Raw genomic sequence first — 15864 nt, 5'->3', positions numbered from 1 at the left:
GTTGCGCTTACTCGCCGCTGCCGCCACCGCCGCCGGTGCTGGGCTGGGCGACGGCCAGGGCCAGGCTGTTGGCCTGCAGGTTGCCGGTGCCCGCAGCAACGTTCACGCCGATGTTGCCGGAGGCGCCGGAGAAGGCACTGCCGGACAACGCCGAGGTGTTGGTGGCGTTGACGTTCACCCAGCGCGTGGTGCTGACCGTGCCGCTGAGGCTGGCGTACAGATCAGCCACGCCCAGTTCGACGAATTGGCTGGTGCCACTCTCACGCGTATCGAAGCCCAGGCCGCCCACTCCCGGCCGGTTGGGGTTCATCGTGGCGTTCTGGATCTCGTTGTCCAGGTCGATGTGGCCGGTGCTGTTGCCACCCGGATGTGGCAGCTCGCCATTCCATGTATCCAGATAGTAGTTGGCCATCTGATAGGCGTTGCCGGTGCCGCGGTAGGTGCCCGCGCCATAGGCCAGCGTCAGGCCGCTGACGCCGCCACGCATGCCGACCTGCACGGTATCCGTGTAGGACTGCACGAAGCCGGCATTGCTGACCGTGTTGCCGGTGGAGACCTGGTTGGAGCTGATGCTCGACTGCGCCACCGCGGTGGTCGCTACCGAGGCCGCGAGCGCGTTCTTCTGCTCGTTGTTGTTGCCCGAGGCGATGTTCACGCCGATGTTGCCCGAAGCACCACCGAAGGCGTTGCCGCCGAGACCTGCGGCGTTGGTGACGCCGGAGTTCATGGTGGCGTTGCCGAAGCCGGCCTGGTTGACGAACACCTCGGCGTCGGCCATGCCGAAGCTGAAGGACGCGTCGGCAGCGGACAGCGACGCGGCATTGTCCTGCGCGTTGTTGTCGCCGGAGACAACGTTGAAGCCGAGATTGCCCGAGGCGCCGGCACCCACGCTGTCACCGATGGAAGCACTGTTGGTGACCAGGCTGTTGCTGGTGGCGTTGTTGCTGATCGACTGGCGGTTGTCGATCACGGCAATGGCCGCCGAGTCGAGGTCGATGTCGCCGGTGATGTTCGGGTCACCGGAGAAATTGATGTCGGTGCTCAGCCGCAGGTCCTTCTCCAGGTTCACGTCGACGCCGTGGTTGTTCTTTTCCTTGCGTTCGTCGGCCTGTATGTTGCTGTGTTTCTGCACATTGACATTGACGGCGCGGTTGCGTACGTCGTTGTCGGTGTGGTTGTGCGTGTCGTTGCGGGTTTCGCTGACGGTGTGGTTGTGATTGATGTTCGCGTTGGCGTTCTGGTTGTCCCAGCCATTGGCCGCAGCGGCGGTCGAGGCAGTGGCAATCGCCATGGCGAGCATGGTCTGTTTGACGGTCGCTTTCATGGTGCCCTCTCTCTCATCAGGTGGTGCATCGGTTGGGTGGTTGTCACGGGCGGTCCTGCACGACCAGGCCCAATACGTTGGCCGTGTCGTTGCCGTTGCCCGCGATCTGATTGAGTTGCAGGACCCCGTCGAATCCCCGCAGTGCGGTGCTGGCTACACCTGCGCTGCGGGTGCCCGTCGCGACGCCGTGACCGGTGTCGTCCCGCCCCCCTGCCAACGCGGAACCCTCGGCGGCCAAGGCCGTATCGTCGGTTTCGCGTATGCCCTGTCGGGCCAGCGTCGCGCTGACGACGTTGAGCGTCGTGTTGGCGATGCCGCTGGCCTGGTTGATAGATGCGATGCCACTGGCACCGGCCAGTGCGTCACCGCCGATGAATGCAGTGGCCTGCAGCGGCCCGGACAGCACGCGGTTGCCCTGCTGCAGCTGCCGCGCATTGATCGCGACATCGGCGCGATCACCCTTGGCGATACCCCGTAGGTTGGCCTGCACGTTGAGGTCGCCGGCGGCCTGGTTCACGGCGATGGCGCCATTTGTTCCGGCAAGTGCGTGGCCGTCGATGCGGGCCACGTCGAGATAGGCGAGCATGCCGCTGTATTCATCGGCCCGGGTCGCCCAGGGCGCGGCAGCGAGCAGCAGAAGCAACCCGTGCAGGGGCTTCATTTTCCACCTGCCGGGGCCGTGCCCTGCAGCGGGAACTGGGCCAGTGCGCCGCGCACGGTATCGGCGATACCGCGGGTGCTGCTGCCGACCGCTCCGAGCGGCCCACTGATGGCCCCCCCCAGATTGCTGCCGACCATGCCGTCGCCACTGCGGCCCAGCGTGCCGCCCAGGGCCTGCTGGGTGACCCGTTCAACGGTGGTGCCACCCGGCGCCGTGATGGACGCGGCCTGGCCGGCGCCCATGCCGGCATAGTCCTCATCGCTCAACTCGTCCATGCCGGTTGTTGTGCCGCCGGCACCCAATGCGGTGGCGATCTCGCGCTGCGGCTTCGGGTCGGCAATCAGCGCCATGCCCGGCGGTGCCATGCGATATGCCGGGCGCGCGGATACATCCCGCAGCAGGACGATCTCGCCCGGTTGTGCCTTCACGCCTTGGCGGGCGCCGGATGCGGATGCGCCCGCGCCAACCGACAGCAGGGCCACTGCCAGTGCTGCGGCCAGGCCGCGAATCAGGGTGGAGCCGTCCATGCCGATCTCCCGCGATGGGTGCGGCGGAACCACGCATCAACCGTGCCAACTTCGAAGTGGCCACCGGCCAATGTCGGCACCGTGCCGCACCTGATCGGGCTGCTGCCACGCTGTTACAGGCACGTCGCGGAATTGTTGGGATTTCGAAGCCCCAGGCACCGCAGGGCAAGGGCCGCAGGCGACTGTCGCATCCGTGTTACAGGTGGCGTCGCGGTCTGCAACGGTGCCGCTTCAGCCAGGAATTTCTTGACGCACTGCTCATTGCGCCGCCGTTTAGGGAAGCGCTAGGATCCGCCCAACAAAGGCCGCCCCGGTGGCCGTAGAGGTCCCGGCGGGGGGCGGCACGCCGGTGATTGCCTGACAGTCCGCCGACGGTGTCCGGATGCTGGGGGAAGCATGGCAGCGGTCCCGGAGGCTTCAACGTCACGTTGCGTGCTCTGGTTTGGCGAGCCGTTGGCGAACGAGCGCAGTGCGCTGGCGGCAGCAGGCTGGTATGTGCGCAGCATCCGTCCCGATCCCGCCATGGCGATTGGCCTGCGCGGGCGCGATCGCTTGCTCGCCGTGCTCGATCTGCGCCACCTCGATGCGGTCGCGCTGCAGCTGCTGGTACCGTGGATCGAGCAGCACCAGCATCTACCCTGGCTGGCGGTACTGCCACCGGGTGCCGGACCTGCTTCAGCGGCCTGGCTGCCGTTGCTGCAGCGATGCTGTGCCCGCTTCACGCTGCCGTTCGGCCTGCAGGATCTGGTCTGCGCAATGCGCCAGCAGTTCGACGCAGATGATCCGCCTGTCGACGCAACCTGCAGCGGGCAGGGACCGCACGCATTGATTGGCGAAAGCGCTGCGCTGCATGCGGTGCGCATGGTGCTGCACAAGTTCGCGCCGGTGGAGCTGCCGGTTCTGGTCACCGGCGAAACCGGTACAGGCAAGGAACTGGCCGCACATGCGCTGCATGCGCTGTCGGGGCGTGCTGGCAGGCCTTTCATTGCGGTGAACTGTGGTGCGATTCCGGCCAACCTGGTGCAGTCGGAGCTGTTCGGCCACGAACGTGGCTCGTTCACCGGTGCCGACAAGCGGCAGATCGGCGTGTTCGAATCCGCGCACGGCGGCACGGTGTTTCTGGACGAAGTCGGTGACCTGCCGTCGGAGGCACAGACCAGCCTGTTGCGCGTGCTGCAGGAAGGCACCTTCGAGCGCGTCGGCAGCAGCCAGCCGTTGCGGGCGGATGTGAGAGTGCTGGCTGCCACCCACGTGGAACTGGAACACGCGGTGGCGCAGGGCCGGTTCCGCAGCGATCTCTACTACCGCCTGAACGTGCTGCGCCTGCTCATGCCACCATTGCGTGAGCGCGGTGCCGATGTGCAGCTGCTGGCCGAACACTTCCTGCGCTGTTTCCGGCAGCGCCACAGCGTGCGTGCACGCGGCTTCGCGCCGGCCGCACTGCAGGCCATGCGGCGTTTCGAATGGCCCGGCAACGTGCGCGAACTGCTGAACCGTGTGCAGCGTGCAGCGATCATGGCCGAGGGCGAGCTGATCAGCGAGCGTGACCTGGAGCTGGGCGCATCGGTGGCGGTCCTGCCTGGGGCGATGCTGCACGATGCGCGGGGCCAGGCCGAGCGCGATGTGCTGCTGCAGACCCTGCGCCAGACTGGCTACAACGTTTCCGAGTGCGCGCGGCAGATGCAGATCTCGCGGGTGACGGTGTATCGCCTGTGCCGCAAGCACCGGTTGGAGCTGCCTGCGCAGCGCTGATCAGCCGGCCGCCAGGTGCTTGAACAGGCGCAACGGCTTGCCCGTGACGCGCTCGATCACGCCCTTGGCTTCCAGGTCCAGCTGCACGGCCTTCAACCACCAGCCGGCGGTGGCACCTGCCGGGAACAGGGCGGCGGGCAGGTGCGGCAGCAGCGCCTGCTTTGCCTGCGCAATGGTCAGGCCTGGAGGTTGCGCAGGCAGGGCCTGCAGCAAGGCATGGCGCATGGCGAGATACTTGGCACGATCCACGCGCTGGATGTGCCCGGGCGTGGTGATGCTCTCGATCTCGATCCGCTCGGGCTCAGACATGGCTATCTCCCGCGACTTCGATGCGAGGGCTGCGGAAGCCCATGGCGATCCACGCCTTCATCAACCGTGCATGGAACCGCAGCGACCGGGTCTGCAGGTTCGGCACATCGTCCGGAAGGACAGACGCATCAGGAAGATCACTGACCATCGTCCGCATCTCCACGGCGGGTCTTGCCGATGCGGGCCACAACAGGCCATACAGGCTCAGCCAATGGCCGCCACTGAACTCCAGGAACAGCGGCGTATTGCAGCAGCCCGCCAGGACGCGGCGGCTGCCGCCCCTGCTGGACAAGCGCAACGCACGCAGCATGGAATGTCCGGCGTCGATGCTGACGCGATCCTTGCGGTGCATTACGAAAAGCGTCTGGCCATGCGGGCCCAGTACTTCGGGTGCTCGGGGCAGCGACTGCAGCATGGTGGCGGCCTTGCGGCAGCTGTCGCAGCAGCATTCGACGGTGGCAATGGGTTGGCCCGTGGCGGTCAGGCGGACCTGGCCGCAGGCGCAGGCAAGGGACTGATGGGAGGGCATCTGCATTTTCTCCTGGGGTATTCATCCTCTCGACGAACCGGGGTGCCGGGAATCGACAACATCCGCCTTCAAGGGCGCTTCATCCGGTAGCGGATGCGGTACAGGTCCAACCCTGCACCGTCCGCACGCCGCGCCGAATAGGTCAACGTGCCGGGTTGCGAGCCATCCAGCATCGCGCCGTAGCTGTCGCTGGACGCCTCGTTCAAGGGCGAGGGCAATGCATGGCCCGCGTCATAACGGCCTCCACGTTCGTAGGCAATGAACTGGCGCACCGGTGCGCTGCCGAAGTCGAGAGCGCGGGCAAAGACCACAGTACGGCCATCCCCGAGGAAGGTGGCATCGAACTCCTGCGCCGAGGTATTGAGGTCTCCGGGCAGTGGCCGCGCGGGCTGCGCCTCACCACGGACCATCGCTGCGACGTAGAGGTCATGGCCACCCGCACCGCCTGCACGATTGCTGGAGAACAGCAGCGTGGCTGCGTCTGGCGAGAGCATTGGCGCGAACTCATCGGCCGCGCTGTTCACTGCGGGGCCAAGATTGACCGGCTCCCCGAATCGACCGTCGCTCCCCACGCTGACCCGATACAGATCGTCGCCGCCTTGGCCGCCTGCTCGATCCGAGCAGAAATACACCGCGCGGCCATCGGCGGAAAAGGCGGGATCGAAGTCACGTCCCGGCGTGTTGAACGAGACCGGCTTCGCCGGCCGCCAGCGCTGCCCATCGTTACGGGAGACCCAGATGTCATACCCGCCCGGACCGCCGGGCCGGTTGCGGCTGAACCACAGTGCGGTTTTTCCGTCCGGGCTCAAGGTCAGTCGAATCTCGTCGTACTGCGTGGATGCAATACCCGGAGCAAAGCGCTCGGCCTGGCCGACGATCTGCAGCGCCCTGGATGGAGACGCGCAAGGCGACGCAGACACCAGCAGCATCACGGCCAGCAGCGCCTTCATGCCTGCCGCTCGAAGTCGCTGACCCAGTTGGTTTCCCAGCTGCGTCCACCATCGGTCGAGGCCGCCTGTTCCCAGCGCGCCGAACGCGGGGTAATGCGTGACCAGATCACCCGCGTCCGGATCGCTCGTCCGTCGTGCTGGTCTTCGCCGAAGAAGCGACCGACACCGGCCTCGAAACCACCGCGCAGCGGCGCGCCGATCCGGGTCGGTTCCCGGCCATCCAGCCACCAGCTCAGCCAGTGCCGCTCAGCCGCATTCCAGGCGCGGATGCCCATGCCGCGCAGCGGCGCTCCTGGCACGTCCATCAGATTGTCACCTACGTTGCCGAATCCTCCCAGTACCGGCCAGTTGTGCAGGGTGCCGTTGAACGCGTCCCACGCATCGCTGCCTGCCAGCCTGGCGCGCAGGCGACGATGGCGCACGTTCCAATGGCCCACCAGAAAATCAAAATCGCCCGGTGCATCCGGCAGCTTCGGAAGCGGCGAGGGGGCCGCAGCCGTGCGGCGGAACCAGTTGCGCCAGTTCACCTCCCAGTGCGCACCGGCGTCGTCGGAGAATGCCTGTTCCCACCACGGCTCCTCGCCGTGGATGGCGTGCCACCTGAACCACACGTCGATGGGGCGTCCGTCGATCCGGTCGGTGCCGCGAAAGCTGCCGGCATCGCCCTTGAAACCGCCGCGTACGGGGGCTTCGATATGGGCAGGATTGCGGCCATCGATCCACCAGATCGACCATGTGGAAGACACCGGATCAAAGGCACGCACGCCCAGGCCCCTGTAGGGACCCGAGGGCAGTTCCATGACGTTGTCATCGATGGTGCCGAGCCCGCCCAGGGTGAGCCAGACCGCGCTGGCGCCGGTGAAGGCTTCCCAGCGGGTATCGCCCACCAGCCGCTCCTTCAGGCGTTGGTGCCGGACCTGCCAGTTGCCCTGCAACCATTTCCAGTCTTCGCTGTGACTGGCCAGGGCCCACCCGGCGGGCAGGGCGGTGGACGCGGCCGTGGCGGCCAGGGTGACCAGGAACTGCCGTCGATCCATATGCGTGATCCCCTACCGAAGGTGCCCCCATGGTTGCGGGTACGAAGGGGATTGACCACGCAGATATCGGGGCTCAGGCTAAGTCACACTTATGGTCACCCAACGCCAGCTGCCATCGCTTGCCGCCATCCGCGCCTTCGAGGCGGCGGCGCGGCTGGGCAGCTTCGCGCGTGCCGCCGAGGAGCTCGACACCACTGCGGCATCGGTGAGCTATCACGTGCGGCGGCTGGAGGCCCAGACCGGTACCTGCCTGTTCCTGCGCCACGCACAGCACGTGGAACTGACGGTGGTGGGTGCCAGCGTCGCGCAGGAAGCCACCCGGGCATTCGACGCACTACGCGCCAGCTTCATGCGCGCCGCTGGCATGGATGCGGCGCGACTGCGCCTGTCCGTACTGCCAACGCTGGGCACCAGTTGGTTGACGCCGCGGCTGGGTACGTTCCGCGCCCGCCATCGGCAGCTCCTGCTGGAACTGGATCTGTCGGCAGAGCCGCAGGATCTTGCCGCCGGCCACTTCGATGCCGCCATCCGCAACGGGCATGGCGAGTGGCCTGGGCTGCAGGCCACGCCCTTGTTCCCCAGCGTTTTCATGCCGTTGTGTGCGCCGGCGCTGCTGCCGGCGGCCCGTGGGCTGGGCAGCACCGCGCTGGAGATTCCCCTGCTCGGTCGGCCGGACTGGTGGGCCCTGTGGTTCGCCGCGCACGGGCACCTTTCACCGCCGGCACCAGGGAGTCTGGTCACGCCCTTCGCCGTCGAGCATCTGGATGTCGGTGCCGCGATCGCAGGGCAGGGCATCGCCATCGGTTCGCCGATCCTGTTCCAGGCCGAGCTGGAGAGCGGGCGCCTGGTGCAGGCGCATCCGGGTGTCGCCAGCGACGGTCGCAGCTTCTGGTTCGTGGCGCCCTCGGCGCGGAGTGGCAGCGCCAAGGTCATCGCATTCCGTGACTGGTTGGTCGAACAGGCCGCCGAGGCACGGCACGCAGCACGCCATCATCTGGCGCAAGCGGTGACGCCGTGAACCAGAGCCCCGAACTGCTGCGACGACTGCTGCGTGCCAAGGACCGGATGGACCGGGCCAGCCATGAGGAATGGCCAGTCACACGCCTGGCCGAGGTCAGTGCGGTGTCGCCGGCGCACTTCGCCCGCTCGTTCAAGCAGGCATTCGGGCTGCCGCCGCACCGGTATCTTCTCAGCCGCCGCATCGAACGGGCCGTGGCGATGTTGCGTGACACCGACCTGCCGGTGACCGAAATCGCCGTGCAGACCGGGTGGGGCAGCCTGGGCACCTTTGGCCGCATCTTCCGTGACATCACCGGTGACAGCCCGGGCAATGTGCGTGAGCGTGAGCGTGCAACCCGGGCGGCGTCGGCCAGCGTGCCGGAATGCCATGCACGCGCCGCGCAGCGCCCGGACCTGAAGATCGCAGTTTTGGAGAAGCGCCGCCGCGAGGCGGTTGCTAACGTGGACCCTACCTGAAGGAGGTCCCATGACGAACACTGTGAACACGGTCGGCCTGTATGTGCGCGACCAGGATGAGGCGCTGGCGTTTTACGTCGGCAAGCTCGGCTTCGAAGTGCATACCGACGTACGCAATGGCAGCTACCGATGGCTGACGGTACGCAGCCCGGGCCAGGACGGTTTCCAGCTGGGCCTGTTCGTGCCAGGCCCGCCCACCCACGACGCCGCTACCGCGCTTTCGCTGCAGCAGCTGGTGGCCAAGGGCGCAATGCCGCCGCTGGTGCTGGCCGTGGATGACTGCCAGGCGCGCTACACGCAATGGCTGGCACAGGGCGTGGAATTCACCCAGGAGCCGATCGAGCGCTATGGCGCCGTGGACGCCGGGTTCCGTGACCCATCAGGCAATGGCTGGAAGATGATCGAAGCCCGCTCCGAGACGAGGCGCCGGCAATGAGCCGCGGTGGCTGGGCACGGCCCGTGCACCGTTGGACCTCGATCGTATTCACCCTGGCGGTGATCGCCAACTTCGTAGTGCGCGCGATGGGACAGGGCGAGCCTGCGGCGTGGCTCACCTATTCGCCGCTGCCGCCGCTGTTCCTGCAACTGTTCACCGGCCTGTACCTGTTCGCGCTGCACTACGCCGGAAAGCGCCGCAGCGCCGCACTGGGCACTGCGGGCTGAGCAGGGTCAGGCGACGGCGTCCACCGCGTAGGCGGCAAGCAGGCCCGGCAGCTGGTCCATGCGCTGGAAAATCACCTTTGCACCGACTGCGCGCAGGGCTTCGGGCGTACTGTGGTGCGGGCCACCCTCACTGAAGCCGAACACGGTTGCGCCTGCGGCAACGCCCGCAGTGGCGCCGGTGACGGTGTCCTCGATCACTGCACAGCGCGTCGGGTCGACGCCCAGCGCAGCGGCGGCGGCCAGATAGACATCCGGGTGCGGCTTGGTGCGCGGCATGTCCTGGCCACTGAACACATGGGCACCAAAGGCATCAAGGATGCCGACCTTGCCCAGCTGCAGCTTCACCTTATGCAGATCGGCGCCGGACGCGCAGGCAATCCGACCGCCGGTGAGCACCGCGATCGCACGCACCGCCTCGGGCGCACCCTGGATCGCAACCAGGTCACGTTCCAACGCCCGGTTGCGCTGCTGGCGGAACTCTTCCAGCCATTCCTCGGTGAACGGCTTGCCGGTGCGTTCTTCGATCAGGCCGGCCAGATGGGCCACGGACTGGCCCAGGAACACCTCACCGGCCTGCGCCGGGGTCAGCGGCCAGCCGCGCTCGGTCAGCATTTCCGAGAGCACGCGGGCGACCAGCGGCTCGGAATCAACGAGTACGCCATCGCAGTCGAACAGCACGGCATCGAAGGGGAAACGGGACATCTACAGCTCCAAGGGGCAATGCGGTGGTGCAATTGCCCGCCATTTTCCCACAGCCATCCTTGCGTGGCACCCGGAGCGGGTGCCACCCATTCCCGGCAGGCCGATCAGCCCAGATCACAGCCCGCCGGCTGCGGCCAGGTGGTGGCCGGCAGCATGTTCTTCAACGAAGCGGGCGCGTTGATCGCCACATAGCTGGCGCCCAGCAGCTCCTCCAGGTCGGCGATGGTCACCAGGTAACTGTCCAGGCTGCCCAGGTTCGCTTCATTCGGGATGATCCAGCTGATCGCCTTGGCGGTGCCGGTGTTCGGATCGCGGGTGATGATCGTCTTCCAGAAGAACTCCGGGGTCGGAATGCCGTGGCTGGCCAGGAAGTAGTCATTGGAGGTATCGCCGTAGACCACGCCGCCGTAGACATCCACCGGCGCGATGTCGCGGTAGCACTCGGCCACGTTCTCGGCCTTCACCCAGACGCCCTGATTGAAGCTGGAAACCTGCGGAACGATGTTGGACATGTAGTTGGCGCGACGGATGTAGGTCGCGTTGTAGTCCATGTGGTTGGAGGTCACCAGGTGGCCGCGGTCATAGCCGCTGCGGATGCTGGCATACGACGCGGTGCTGTTCTGGCCGAGGCAGCCGGCCGGCAGGTCCGGATCTTTGTAGAAGCTGGACGGGCGCGCGGCGGAGCCGGTGTCGGCGGTGAGCGTGTACTCATAGCGGGTGGCGCTGTGGATGCTGCAGTCGTAGGTGAGCACGAAGCCGCCCTTGTTGAGGGTGACGACCTGGGCCTGGGCAGCACCGGCGAAGGCACTGAGGGCGAACGCGAAGAAGAAACCTGCAAGGCGCATTGCGATTCTCCAGCAGAAGTTCAGGGCGCAGCCGTCCACCACGACCGGGCCAGTGCGAGGTCATGTGAGGACACTGCGGAGTCGGGTAGTGCGGAATGCGTGGGACGTGACCGCGATGACATGGCCAGGGAGGCCGTGCGGTGTCGTAAGCGTCACAAGCTGTCGTCTTTCGGTCAATGGCGAAACGACGAAGCTGTGACAGCGCGCAAGCACTGGAGATGTGTCAGATCATGCGCCGCGTGGGTGACATGCGCGCGTGCTAGGGCGTCGTAGCGCAGGGGGTGTACGACTCGATATCCTGCGCAGCAGGACCGGAAACCGCAGGATCGAGCAAGGCGAATGACCCACAATGAACTGCTTGCAGGGGGCGCTGCTGCTGCCCTGATCGGGGTTGCAATCGTGGCTGCGCTACACCGACAGAGACGCCCGCCACATCGCAGCTTCAAGTGTGGGCGCTGCGGCAACGCCGCCCTCCATGACGAACGTACCAGTGGCGCCTGGCGCGCCGGGAAGCAGCGCTTCTACTGTAGGGCGTGTCATGCCGCCTGGCTGCGATCGCATCCGCAGGCTTCCGCGCCGCACCGCAGAGCGTCCGGATGCCTGGGCGTCGTTGGCACACTTGCATTGATGCCACTTGCGGGCGTGGTGGCGTGGGTGATCCACCGCGCCTGAATGTGATCCTGCATCGATCCAGCCGGCCGCCGGCTTCGAAAGCGTCATGTTGCGTCGCAAGGTGCCACCCACCATTCGCACTGGTACGGTCCAACCCGTTGCACCACCACCGACGGGGACAGACGACGATGCGCAAGGTATTGCTGCTGTTGATCCTGCTGACCGGACTGGCGCCCACCGCCTGGGCCGCTACGGTCAAGACCACCCACCGGACCATTCCCAGCTGGGATGGAACGCCTCTCGGGGCCTTCGTCATCGAACCGCAGGACGCGGGCAGCGGGCGCTATCCACTGCTGGTGATGCCCAGCAGCTGGGCGGTACCCAGCGTGGAGTATGTGGGGGTGGCGCAGTCGCTGGCGCGGCGCGGCTATGTGGTGATCAGCTACAGTTCGCGGGGTTTCTGGGAGTCCGGCGGCAGCATCGACATCGCAGGGCCAGCCACGGTCGAAGATGTCAGCGCCCTGATTGATTGGGCGCTGGACAACACCCGGGCCGATCCCGCCCGGATCGGCGTTTCGGGCATCTCCTACGGCGCAGGCACCAGCCTGCTGGCGGCGGCGCGCGATCCACGCATCAAGGCCGTGGCGGCGCTGAGTGGCTGGGCCGATCTGCAGGCCTCGCTGTACAGCAACGACACCCCCAGCGCAGGGCAGGGCATCGCCTTGCTGGTGGCAGCCGGCCTGGCCACCGGGCGCCCGGGACCGGAACTGACGACCATCAATCGCAATGTACTGGTCGGCAACTACCAGGGCGCGGTGGATTCGCTGTTGCCGGTGGCGGCGCAGCGCAGCCCCGGGTCCAGCATCGATGAGATCAACGCCAACCAGCCAGCGGTGTTCCTCGCCAACGCCTTCAACGACAGCTTGTTCCCGCCGGGCCAGCTGGTCGATTTCTTCACCCGGTTGAAAGGCCCCAAGCAGTTGCAGCTGCGCCACGGCGATCATGCGCTCAACGAAGCATTTGGCGCTCTGGGTGTTCCCAACGAGGTCTACGATTCGGTGGGCGACTGGTTCGACCATTACCTCAAGGGTGAAGCCAATGGCATCGACCGCCAGCCTGCAGTACAGCTGAAATCGCAGAAGGGCAGCTGGAGTACCTATCCGAACTGGCAGGCGACCAATGCCGGCGCTGTCAGCTATGCGCTGAGCGCACCCAAAGGACTTCTGCTGCCCACGGGCGGCCTGGTCGCGAGCGGCAGCAGCACCGGCTGGAGTTACCGGATCGGCAGCGGGCTGCTGACCGCCGCCAATTCCGGCGTGGCGATGGCCTCCGGTGCATTGCAGATGATCAACCTGCCGCCGGGTGCCTATGTGCCCTTCGTGGGCCGCAACGCCGCAGGTGTCTGGCAGGGGCCGATCCAGTGGAGTGCGCAGCGCCTGGATGGAACGCCGGAGGTACGCTTGACCGTCACGCCCAGCCGCGCCAACACCACGCTGTACGCCTACCTGTACGCCGAGGATGTGCTGGGCAACGGCCAGCTGATCAGCCACAAGCCCTATACGCTGCGTGGTGCCACGCCGGGGCAGGCGAAGACCATCGACCTGCGGTTGGAAGCCAGCAGCTGGAACCTTCCGGCCGGCAGCCGCCTGACCCTGGTGGTGGACACCGTGGACCTGCGGTACGCGGGCATCAGCCAGCTGGGTGGCACGGTGACTTTCAGTTCGCCGGCCAATGCGCCATCAGTGTTGAAGGTGCCGTTGCATTGATGGAAGGCCGCGCCCGTTGCGGCGGGCGCGGTACGCCAGGCAGTAGAACTGCGAGACTGGTGTTTGTTCCGGGGAAGGGAGGAATCCATGGTCACTCCATGGCTGTTGCTCGGTGCAGTGCTTGCGGCACCTACCGCGCAAGGCGCGCCGATCGACTGGTCGGATACGCTGTTGAAGGATCTGGATGCTGCCGACGCCGCCATGCGCGGCAGCCATCCGGGCGCCGTGGACCTGCGGAATCCTGGTTTCGGCGCACAGCTGGACGATGCCCTGGCGCTTGCACGCTCGCGCGCGGAACGGGTCGCCAGCTACCCGGGCTACTGGTGGGCGATGAAGGGCTATGCGGCCTCCTTCAATGATGGCCATGTCAGCCTCAATGCGCTTGCCGATGCTCCCGATCTTCCAACGCAGTGGCCCGGCTTCCTGACCGGCTTCGATGGCGACGCACAGGTGGTCATGACCGTGGATGGTGGTCCGGGCCATCCGCCGCTGGGGGCTCGAATGCTGGCCTGCGATGGCATCGATGCGCAGACGCTGGCTGTACGCCGGGTGGGTGACTTCAACGGGCGCTGGAACCTGCAGGCCAGCCGCATCCAGGGTGGCGGTGAAGTGCTGCTCGAACAGGGCAATCCTTACGTGCCTGCATTGCGTACCTGCGTTTTCCAGGTGGGCGGACGCGAGACATCCTATGCACTGCGGTGGCAGCCGCTGCAGGCAGCACAGCGCAAGGAGCGCTTGGCTGATACCCGGCGCAGCTTCCGTCCCCCCAACGGCTGGCACGCGATGCCCGATGGCAGTTACTGGATCACCACCAGCAGCTTCAATGCCGACCCTGCGGAGCAGAACTTCAAGGAACTGACCGCGCTGCTTGAGCAGCTTTCACCGCAAGCCGAAGGGTTGCAGCAGGCACCGACGGTGGTGCTGGACGTGCGTGGCAACACTGGCGGTGCTTCGCAATGGAGCATCGAACTGGCGCGATTGATCTGGGGCCGGGCCGCTGTCGACGCGCTGCCCGACCGCAGCTGGGTAGAGTGGCGGACCTCGGAGGGCAACATCGCCCAGCTTCGCGGCTTCCTTCAGAAGCTGGAGCAGGCGCCCGACGCGGCGCCAGAGCTGCGTCGCATGCTGGAATCGGTGACGACGGGCATGACGCAGGCACGCAGCCGGGGTGAGGCATTGTGGCGGGAGCCATCCGAAGCCGGGGCAGATACAGCATCAACTGCGGGTACGGCCGCACCTCTGCGCAAGGGCAGGGTGGTAGTCGTGGCTGATGCCGCCTGTGGTTCGGCCTGCCTGGATGCACTGGACCTGTGGAAGCGGCTGGGCGCGATGCAGGTGGGCGTCGAGACCTCGGCCGACAGTCTGTACATGGACGTGCGGCCGGAGCGGTTGCCCAGCGGGCTGGCCAGGATCTCGGTGCCGATGAAGGTGTTCCGTGGGCGGGTACGTGGTTCGAATGAACCGCACGTGCCCGATCATCGCTATACGGGCGACATGCGCGACACCCGGGCGCTGGAAGCGTGGCTGCTGACGCTGTAAGTGCGCGCAGGACCTCGTGCAGGGCTGCCGATCCTGTTGCTTGCCGCAGTTGCCAGCGCGGTCAGTTTCTTCGCGGGTTTTGATTCGCCATGGTTCGACCCTTCACCGGCGTCGAGCGTTGGGCGCTGAGTACAGTGAACTACAGCGAAATCAGCGCCGGACGTCGAACTGCTCGCTCTCCAGCAGCGCCCAGACCTCGGCCTCGCGCACGGGACTGAAGTCTCCGGGAATGGAGTGCTTCAGCGCACCTGCCGCCAGACCGAAGCGCACGGTGCTCTCTGCATCGAATCCGGACGCCAGCCCGTGCAGGATGCCTGCCGCGAATGCATCGCCGCCGCCGATGCGATCAACGATACCGGGCAATGGCCGCGAGGGGGCCTGCGCACGGGTACCGTCGCGTCCCAAGAGCAGCGCGCCCAGGATGTGATGGTCTGCACTCACCACGTCGCGCTGGGTGCAGGCCAGCCACTGCAGGTGCGGGAGGGCCGCGAACGCGGCCGCTGCAGCCGCCTCGGTCCGCGCGATGGGGCTGTCCTCGGCGAAGCGCAGTCCCAGCACCAGTTCGATATCGCGATGGTCGGCAAAGACGATATCCGCCTCTGCGAAGAGCTCCCGCAGGATGGCGGCGGCGTTGCCGCCCCAACGCTGCCAGAGCGAAGGTCGGTAGTTGCCGTCGAAGGACACTCGCACGCCTGACCTGCGTGCGGCCCGCGCAGCGCTCAAGACGGATTCGGCCACATTGGCACCCAGCGCCGGACTGACGCCGGAGAGGTGCAGCCACTGCGCATCACGCAACAGCGTTGGCCAATCATGGTCGGCAAGGGCAGTGTTGGCGAATGCCGAACCCGCCCGGTCATACACCACTTCACTGGCGCGCTGCAGCGCGCCGGTGGCCAGGAAATACAGGCCCATGCGGTCGCGGTCGACTTCACGCACACCTGCCACGCCCACACCATGCCGCCGCAGCTCGGCCACGGCATGCCGGCCCAGCGCGTTGCCGGGCACCGTACTGACCATCTGCACATCGTGGCCGAGACAGGCCAGTGAGACCGCCACATTGGCCTCGGCGCCCCCCACGTGGACCTGCAGCTGCGGCGTCTGCAGCAGCAGTTCCCGACCGGGTGCACCCAGGCGCAGCAGCAGTTCACCGAAACAAACGACGCGGCTCATCG

At 66.7% G+C, this 15864-nt stretch carries 17 protein-coding genes and 1 pseudogene; 7 read left to right on the top strand and 11 right to left on the bottom strand.

What is annotated here, in order from left to right; genetic code table 11:
* Positions 1–7: 7 nt before the first annotated feature.
* The 3 genes from ACZK2V_RS12120 to ACZK2V_RS12110 are packed head-to-tail and all read right to left on the bottom strand — an operon-like array spanning position 8 to position 2512.
* Complete coding sequence (locus ACZK2V_RS12120) at positions 8–1324, bottom strand: adhesin (protein ID WP_486322382.1); 1317 nt, start codon at positions 1322–1324, stop codon at positions 8–10.
* Positions 1325–1367: 43 nt separating this feature from the next.
* A complete protein-coding gene (locus tag ACZK2V_RS12115) occupies positions 1368–1985 on the bottom strand; it encodes a hypothetical protein (protein ID WP_486322381.1) in 618 nt (205 codons plus the stop codon).
* Entirely contained in the window at positions 1982–2512 is a 531-nt protein-coding gene (locus tag ACZK2V_RS12110) for a hypothetical protein (RefSeq protein ID WP_486322380.1), read from the bottom strand. Before ACZK2V_RS12110 ends, ACZK2V_RS12115 begins: the two co-directional genes overlap by 4 nt.
* Positions 2513–2908: 396 nt before the next feature.
* Here ACZK2V_RS12110 and ACZK2V_RS12105 point away from each other — a divergent pair, with 396 nt between their 5' ends.
* The gene (locus ACZK2V_RS12105; protein ID WP_486322379.1) at positions 2909–4264 is read left to right on the top strand and encodes a sigma-54 interaction domain-containing protein; all 1356 of its coding nucleotides are present in this window, start codon (positions 2909–2911) and stop codon (positions 4262–4264) included.
* Here ACZK2V_RS12105 and ACZK2V_RS12100 read toward each other — a convergent pair whose 3' ends face one another.
* From ACZK2V_RS12100 to ACZK2V_RS12080, 5 genes and pseudogenes are all read right to left on the bottom strand, one after another.
* Positions 4265–4573, bottom strand: a complete 309-nt coding sequence (locus ACZK2V_RS12100) for a DUF6958 family protein (RefSeq protein WP_486322378.1) — start codon at positions 4571–4573, stop codon at positions 4265–4267.
* Positions 4566–4988 (bottom strand): GFA family protein, encoded by a 423-nt coding sequence (locus tag ACZK2V_RS12095; protein WP_336683589.1) that lies wholly within the window; start codon positions 4986–4988, stop codon positions 4566–4568. The genes ACZK2V_RS12100 and ACZK2V_RS12095 overlap by 8 nt, the downstream gene beginning before the upstream one ends.
* Before the next feature lie 12 nt (positions 4989–5000).
* Positions 5001–5102, bottom strand: a pseudogene (locus ACZK2V_RS12090) (GFA family protein); the annotation flags it as partial.
* Positions 5103–5170: 68 nt separating this feature from the next.
* Positions 5171–6052 (bottom strand): TolB family protein, encoded by an 882-nt coding sequence (locus ACZK2V_RS12085; protein WP_486322377.1) that lies wholly within the window; start codon positions 6050–6052, stop codon positions 5171–5173.
* Positions 6049–7089 (bottom strand): hypothetical protein, encoded by a 1041-nt coding sequence (locus ACZK2V_RS12080; protein WP_486322376.1) that lies wholly within the window; start codon positions 7087–7089, stop codon positions 6049–6051. Before ACZK2V_RS12080 ends, ACZK2V_RS12085 begins: the two co-directional genes overlap by 4 nt.
* 91 nt (positions 7090–7180) lie before the next feature.
* Between ACZK2V_RS12080 and ACZK2V_RS12075 the strand changes: the two genes are divergently transcribed.
* From ACZK2V_RS12075 to ACZK2V_RS12060, 4 genes are read left to right on the top strand one after another with little or no spacing between them, the layout of a single operon-like run.
* Positions 7181–8107, top strand: coding sequence for a LysR substrate-binding domain-containing protein (locus ACZK2V_RS12075; RefSeq protein WP_049422227.1), 927 nt, complete (start codon positions 7181–7183; stop codon positions 8105–8107).
* Entirely contained in the window at positions 8104–8565 is a 462-nt protein-coding gene (locus tag ACZK2V_RS12070) for a helix-turn-helix domain-containing protein (RefSeq protein WP_049422228.1), read from the top strand. Before ACZK2V_RS12075 ends, ACZK2V_RS12070 begins: the two co-directional genes overlap by 4 nt.
* Before the next feature lie 10 nt (positions 8566–8575).
* Positions 8576–9001, top strand: coding sequence for a VOC family protein (locus ACZK2V_RS12065; protein WP_049422229.1), 426 nt, complete (start codon positions 8576–8578; stop codon positions 8999–9001).
* A complete protein-coding gene (locus tag ACZK2V_RS12060) occupies positions 8998–9228 on the top strand; it encodes a hypothetical protein (RefSeq protein WP_049422230.1) in 231 nt (76 codons plus the stop codon). Before ACZK2V_RS12065 ends, ACZK2V_RS12060 begins: the two co-directional genes overlap by 4 nt.
* A 6-nt stretch (positions 9229–9234) precedes the next feature.
* On the opposite strand, the gene ACZK2V_RS12055 is transcribed toward ACZK2V_RS12060, so the two are convergent.
* Together ACZK2V_RS12055 and ACZK2V_RS12050 are read right to left on the bottom strand one after the other, a co-directional pair.
* Positions 9235–9930 carry an HAD family hydrolase gene (locus ACZK2V_RS12055; RefSeq protein WP_049422231.1) on the bottom strand — a complete coding sequence of 232 codons (696 nt, stop codon included), beginning with the start codon at positions 9928–9930 and terminating at the stop codon, positions 9235–9237.
* A 104-nt stretch (positions 9931–10034) separates the two neighbouring features.
* Positions 10035–10775 (bottom strand): DNA/RNA non-specific endonuclease, encoded by a 741-nt coding sequence (locus ACZK2V_RS12050; protein WP_486322375.1) that lies wholly within the window; start codon positions 10773–10775, stop codon positions 10035–10037.
* An 800-nt stretch (positions 10776–11575) separates the two neighbouring features.
* Between ACZK2V_RS12050 and ACZK2V_RS12045 the strand changes: the two genes are divergently transcribed.
* Positions 11576–13153, top strand: coding sequence for a S15 peptidase family protein (locus ACZK2V_RS12045; protein WP_486322374.1), 1578 nt, complete (start codon positions 11576–11578; stop codon positions 13151–13153).
* Positions 13154–13240: 87 nt separating this feature from the next.
* A complete protein-coding gene (locus ACZK2V_RS12040) occupies positions 13241–14692 on the top strand; it encodes a S41 family peptidase (RefSeq protein WP_329810040.1) in 1452 nt (483 codons plus the stop codon).
* Between the two features lie 150 nt (positions 14693–14842).
* On the opposite strand, the gene ACZK2V_RS12035 is transcribed toward ACZK2V_RS12040, so the two are convergent.
* Positions 14843–15862, bottom strand: coding sequence for a sugar kinase (locus ACZK2V_RS12035; RefSeq protein WP_049422236.1), 1020 nt, complete (start codon positions 15860–15862; stop codon positions 14843–14845).
* Between the last annotated feature and the right edge of the window lie 2 nt (positions 15863–15864).

It is taken from the genome of Stenotrophomonas sp. 93052_Sma, from assembly GCF_056481145.1.
Note: the sequence above shows the minus strand (reverse complement) of the source record. Positions and strands in the feature narration are given on the sequence as shown.

Coding starts and splice junctions, on each gene's coding strand:
- ACZK2V_RS12045 (WP_486322374.1), top strand. CDS start 11,576: ATGCGCAAGGTATTGCTGCTGTTGATCCTGCTGACCGGACTGGCGCCC.
- ACZK2V_RS12100 (WP_486322378.1), bottom strand. CDS start 4,573: ATGTCTGAGCCCGAGCGGATCGAGATCGAGAGCATCACCACGCCCGGG.
- ACZK2V_RS12040 (WP_329810040.1), top strand. CDS start 13,241: ATGGTCACTCCATGGCTGTTGCTCGGTGCAGTGCTTGCGGCACCTACC.
- ACZK2V_RS12120 (WP_486322382.1), bottom strand. CDS start 1,324: ATGAAAGCGACCGTCAAACAGACCATGCTCGCCATGGCGATTGCCACT.
- ACZK2V_RS12110 (WP_486322380.1), bottom strand. CDS start 2,512: ATGGACGGCTCCACCCTGATTCGCGGCCTGGCCGCAGCACTGGCAGTG.
- ACZK2V_RS12085 (WP_486322377.1), bottom strand. CDS start 6,052: ATGAAGGCGCTGCTGGCCGTGATGCTGCTGGTGTCTGCGTCGCCTTGC.
- ACZK2V_RS12060 (WP_049422230.1), top strand. CDS start 8,998: ATGAGCCGCGGTGGCTGGGCACGGCCCGTGCACCGTTGGACCTCGATC.
- ACZK2V_RS12105 (WP_486322379.1), top strand. CDS start 2,909: ATGGCAGCGGTCCCGGAGGCTTCAACGTCACGTTGCGTGCTCTGGTTT.
- ACZK2V_RS12075 (WP_049422227.1), top strand. CDS start 7,181: ATGGTCACCCAACGCCAGCTGCCATCGCTTGCCGCCATCCGCGCCTTC.
- ACZK2V_RS12035 (WP_049422236.1), bottom strand. CDS start 15,862: ATGAGCCGCGTCGTTTGTTTCGGTGAACTGCTGCTGCGCCTGGGTGCA.
- ACZK2V_RS12050 (WP_486322375.1), bottom strand. CDS start 10,775: ATGCGCCTTGCAGGTTTCTTCTTCGCGTTCGCCCTCAGTGCCTTCGCC.
- ACZK2V_RS12115 (WP_486322381.1), bottom strand. CDS start 1,985: ATGAAGCCCCTGCACGGGTTGCTTCTGCTGCTCGCTGCCGCGCCCTGG.
- ACZK2V_RS12095 (WP_336683589.1), bottom strand. CDS start 4,988: ATGCTGCAGTCGCTGCCCCGAGCACCCGAAGTACTGGGCCCGCATGGC.
- ACZK2V_RS12055 (WP_049422231.1), bottom strand. CDS start 9,930: ATGTCCCGTTTCCCCTTCGATGCCGTGCTGTTCGACTGCGATGGCGTA.
- ACZK2V_RS12080 (WP_486322376.1), bottom strand. CDS start 7,089: ATGGATCGACGGCAGTTCCTGGTCACCCTGGCCGCCACGGCCGCGTCC.
- ACZK2V_RS12065 (WP_049422229.1), top strand. CDS start 8,576: ATGACGAACACTGTGAACACGGTCGGCCTGTATGTGCGCGACCAGGAT.